This is a genomic window from Candidatus Thermoplasmatota archaeon (assembly GCA_022848865.1).
Classification (GTDB): domain Archaea; phylum Thermoplasmatota; class Thermoplasmata; order RBG-16-68-12; family JAGMCJ01; genus JAGMCJ01.
The window spans coordinates 1-5,050 of record JAJISE010000069.1 but is presented as its reverse complement, the minus strand read 5'-3'; the positions used below and the strand labels follow the sequence as shown (position 1 = coordinate 5,050).

General features: G+C 56.0%; 2 protein-coding genes and 1 pseudogene. All 3 read right to left on the bottom strand.

All coding sequences use genetic code 11. The annotated features are described in order from the left end of the window. The coding region (locus LN415_09355; protein MCJ2557290.1) for an FAD-dependent oxidoreductase at positions 1 to 2,818 on the bottom strand (2,818 nt) is incomplete at its 3' end. A 596-nt stretch (positions 2,819 to 3,414) separates the two neighbouring features. After that, positions 3,415 to 3,807, bottom strand: a pseudogene (locus LN415_09350) (hydrogenase iron-sulfur subunit). Next, a partial coding sequence (locus LN415_09345) for a 4Fe-4S binding protein (protein MCJ2557289.1) occupies positions 3,804 to 5,050 on the bottom strand: 1,247 nt, incomplete at its 5' end. The gene LN415_09345 and the pseudogene LN415_09350, both read right to left, overlap by 4 nt.

Sequence of the window (5,050 nt, the reverse complement as noted above, 5' to 3'; positions counted from 1 at the left end):
CCCTGCACATGGACTCATCCACGAGGGCGATTGTGGCTTCTCCCTCAAGCGTGTCCTGTGAGAGTATGCTCAATGCGCGAGACACTGCGCCACAGGCCTGCGACACGTTCTCCTCGAAGAACTTCGGAAGATGGGCCAACCCGCAAAGGAAGATGCCGTCCGTCGCGAAGTCCACGGGTCTGAGTTTCATGTGGGCTTCAAGGAAGAATCCGTGACTGTTCAAGGGGACCTTCAGCATCCTGGCGAGCTCCTCGTTCCCCCGTGCGGGAAGCGTTGCGGCCGCCAGAACCACGTAGTCCGGGTTGATCAGTAATTCCTCCTGCAGTATGTCGTCGAGGATTCTGACCTCCAGTTTTCCCTGATCGTCAATGCTCACCACAGGTTCGTTCTCCTCGAGAAACCTGATAAAGACGACGCCCTTCTCAGCCGCCTCGCGGTAGAACTCCTCCCGGAATCCGTAGGTCCTCATGTCTCGGAAGAGGCTGTAGACGGCAATCCCCGGATTCATTTCCTTGACCCTCAACGCGTTTTTCACGCTCTCGGTGCAGCAGACACGGCTGCAATACGGCCTCTCTGTCGTCCGGGAGCCCACGCAATGCACCATCACGATGCATTTCGCATCGATTTCGCCCTCTGTTGCGAGCTTCTCTTCGAATTCCAGCTGGGTCATGACTCGCGGGTCCTTACCGTATAGATACTCGGTAGGTTCGTACTCCTCCCCGCCGGTGGCGACTATTATCACACCTTGATGGGTCTCGGTTTCTTCCCCGTCCGAATCGATTACGGCGGTGAAATCTCCCACTGATCCAGAAACCTCCTTGAGTTCCGCACTTGTGTATACGCGGATCCTATCATCGTCCTCTACCTGCTTCACGAGTCGCCCCAAGAACCCCTGAACATCCTCTCCCGAACAGCCGAAGTGAATCCTCCTGAGGAGACCTCCGAGTTCACTATCTCTCTCGACCAGATGGGCGTCGAAACCTGCCCTTGCCAGCTCCACTGCAGCAGTCATTCCTGAGAGGCCTCCCCCGATCACGAGAGCTGACTTGACGACTTCGACCTCTGCAGGTTTCAGCTGTTCAAGCAAGGACGCTTTGGCCACTGCCATGCGTATGAGCGTCCTCGCCTTTTTCGTGGCCCTCTTGGGCACGTTCATGTGAACCCAGGAGCATTGATCTCGGATGTTGGCCATTTCGAAGAGGTGAGGATTCAGACCCGCCTCCATGAGCGTGTTCTGGAATATCGTCGTGTGCGTTCTGGGTGTGCACGAAGCCACAACGACCCTGTTCAATCCCTTCTCCATTATCGTCTCGCTGATTCTCTGTTGAGTGTCCTGGGAACACGTGTAAAGGTTGTCTTCGGCGTGGACGACGTTCGGGAGGGTCTTCGCATACTCGGCAAGACTCGGGACATCAAGAACGCCTCCGATGTTTATCCCGCAGTGACAGACGAACACTCCGATCTTGGGTTCCTGTCCCGAGACATCAATCTCAGGTGGGTATTCCTTAACGGTCACCATGGCTCCCCGCGCCCCAGCGATCTCACTCATCGCTCTGCACGCGGCCCCGGACGCCTGGGCAACACTGTCGGGAATGTCCTTGGGCGAGCTGAACGCACCACAGACGTAGATTCCGGGCTCTGACGTATCGAGAGGCGTGAACATGTCAGTTTGGCAGAAATCATGCTTGTTCAGTTTTATTCCCAGCTTCTCTGTCAGCTTTTCGACATCCTTAGGAGAGTCGAATCCGATCGAGAGAACGACAATGTCGAATTCCTCTTTCTTCATCTTGCCATGTTCGGCATACCACAGATAGAGATTGTTCGTCTCCGGATTCTGGCTCACCCTTGCTACTCTCGCATTCCTCGTGAACACGATTCCGTGCTCCTCCTCCGCCCGAGCATAGTACTCATCGAATTCCTTGCCGAACGCCCTCATGTCCATGAAGAAGATGTGGGATTCTAGGCCAGGAGTGTGCTCTCGAGCGATGAGGGCCTCCTTGACAGCAAACATGCAACACACGGAGGAGCAGTACGGGTTTCCGACCTGAACGTCCCTGCTCCCGACGCACTGGATGAACGCCATTCGCTTTGGCATCTTGCCGTCGGAGGGCCTTAGAACCATGCCCCTGTACGGGCCCGTTGCGCTGAGCATTCTCTCCAGCTCGACGGAAGAGAGCACGTTCTTGAACACGCCATATCCGTATTCCGTCTTCAGCCTAGGATCGAATTCAGAGAAGCCCGGGGCCAGTATGACGGACCCGACGTCGACCTTGACGAGCTCCTCCTCGCCGGAGAAGTCTATGGCGCCCGCCTCGCACTGCGTCTCGCACACACCACATCCGATGCAGTGGTCCCGGTCTATGGTGTGAACGGGCGGGACCGCCTGCGGGTATTTGAGGTATATCGCTTTCCTCAGTTTGAGCCCCTTGTTGTACTCGTCCCTGACCTCTATCGGACATCTGAGTGTGCAAAGTCCGCAACCGGTGCATTTGGTCTCGTCCACATACCGCGCCTTTCTCTTGACGGACACGGTGAAATTGCCAGGCTTTCCTTCTATCGCATCAACGTCACTTGCCATCATCAGCTTCACGTTCTGATGCCGGCCCGTCGCAACGAGCTTGGGTGACAAAATGCACATGGCGCAGTCATGAGTGGGGAATGTCTTGTCCAACTGGGCCATCGCTCCCCCAATGCTGGGAGACGAGTCAACGACGTACACGAGGTAACCACTATCTGCGAGGTCGAGAGCGGCCTGCATCCCAGCGATTCCACCACCAACGACCATAACGGCTCCGATCTTGCCTTCTTCATCACTCATCCGACCACCCCAGACATCAGGCCCCTGATGCAGACCGAGAAGTGACACGCGTCACTCCTTCTTCTTTCACAGTTATGACACCTAAGCGTAAGCAGCAACTCTCTGACTATCCATGCCTTTGTCGTTTCGTCGACATCGGGCAGGTTCTTTATGCTTGATTCAATACTCCTCTTCTCCACTTGAGCCCAAGCAGGTAGAGTGGATATCCTTCCACGATCCTGTGGGATGGTGAGATAGAGCGGAGAGCCATCATCGACTCTATCGACCTTCAGAAGACCTCTGTCCACGAGCACGACGGTGTGGTCAAGCACCTCTTCCTCTGGGAGTCCTGTTCGATCTGCCATCTGCTGCACAGAGACGGGAGAATCTCTGGCAAGCATGAGCAAGTTGCATCGACTGAACTCCTCGCTCACCACCGTCTTCAGGAGCTCGTCCATCCGTTCTTTGGGGATTCTCTCCCCGAAGACGTTGGATACGTCCTCGATCTGGTGCTCCTTGCTCACTAGAAGATTGAGTCTGAAGTCACCAAGGACATCCCTGGCAACGTAGAGGCTTTCCAGAACGTCCAAGTCGGGCTGGTCGCCCGCCACGGGATTGGGACCCAGCTCTCTGATCTCCTCGACAAAGCTGTCCACGACCTCTGCGAACCTCGACCCCTCCGATGCAGAGATCCATTCCAGTCTGATTCTCTGCGGTTCCAACCCGCATTTGTCAAGCAGCCTGCGAACGACCTTCACTCTTCTCTCGGCCTGAAGGTTACCTGTATCGTAGTGGCAGTCCCCAGGATGGCATCCCGCAATGAGCACTCCATCCGCCCCTCGTATCATCGTCTCAACAAGGACCACGGGATCGATACTGCTACTGCACATCACCCTGACAACGCCGATGTTGGTGGGATACTGAATCCTGGAGACGCCCGCCAAGTCGGCGCCTGCGTACGAGCACCAGTTACACAGGAAGCCCACGATGTGAGGATCGAAGTCGGTCAAGGGATCGCCTCCATCATCTCGATTATGGCGGTCACCTGGGAGAGTATCTGGTCACGCGTGAAGTGTCTGAGAGTTATCGCCCTCTCGGGACAACCGCTCGCACAGCTCCCACAGCCTTTGCAGAGCGCCTCAGTGACGACGGCTTTCCCCTTCTCATCATCCACTTGGATGGCACTATAGGGGCATATCGCCTCGCAAGTCTCACATCCGACGCAGACCTCTTCGTCCACGTGGGCGATGGATCCTCCTGCGGCTAGGGTATCTTTCGAGAGGACGACCATCGCTTTGGATGCGGCGGCTTGGGCCTGAGCTACGTTCTCATCCGTGAACTTGGGTCCTTGAGCAAGACCGCACAGAAGCATTCCGTCGGTCGAGAATTCCACAGGTCGGAGCTTTCTGTGAGCTTCTAGGAAGAACCCGTCCCCGCTCAACGGGACCTTTAGGATCTCCGACAACGCTTTGTTGCCAGGATTCGCCCTTGTGGCTGCATTGAGCACGACGTACTCAGGCTCAAGAAGGACTTCTTCCATGATGTATCTGTCCTTCACCACAACCCTCAGCTTCCCGTTCTCCTCCGCGACCTCGGGAGGGTTCTCGTCGTCGTACCTGAGGAATATGACTCCCTTCCTTGACGCCTCCCGGTAGTACCTCTCCCTGAATCCGTACGTACGAATGTCCTTGAACAGTATGTACACGGGCGTCTCGGGATACCTCTCCTTCACCCACAGCGCGTTCTTGATGGATGTAGAACAGCATATGCGGCTGCAGTTGTGGTACTCGGGGACGCGAGAACCGACACACTGTATGATGACTATGCTCTCGGGCTTGAAGTCCTCGTGCAGCATCCTCTCTTCCAGTTCGAGCTGCGTCATGACGTGATCGCTCTTCCCGTACAGATACTCCGTGGGCTTGTACTCGATAGCACCTGTGGCGACTATCACGACGCCGTGGTCGAACTCGTCCCCGTTCGCTAGCGTCGTGTGGAAGTTGCCTATGAATCCGTCGACGGACTCAACTTCCGTTCCCATGTGAAGCGTTATTCTCTCGTTGCTTTGCACCTTCCCTATTGCCTTCTTGAGCATCTCCTGAGGATCCTCTCCTCTGAGCGTGTGCGTTATCCTCCTCAGATTCCCGCCGAGTTCGTCCGTTTTCTCGATGAGATGCGTCTCTATCCCATGCTCCGCCAGGGACAATGCGGCTGTCATCCCGCTCAATCCGCCTCCGATGACGAGGGCGGTCTTGT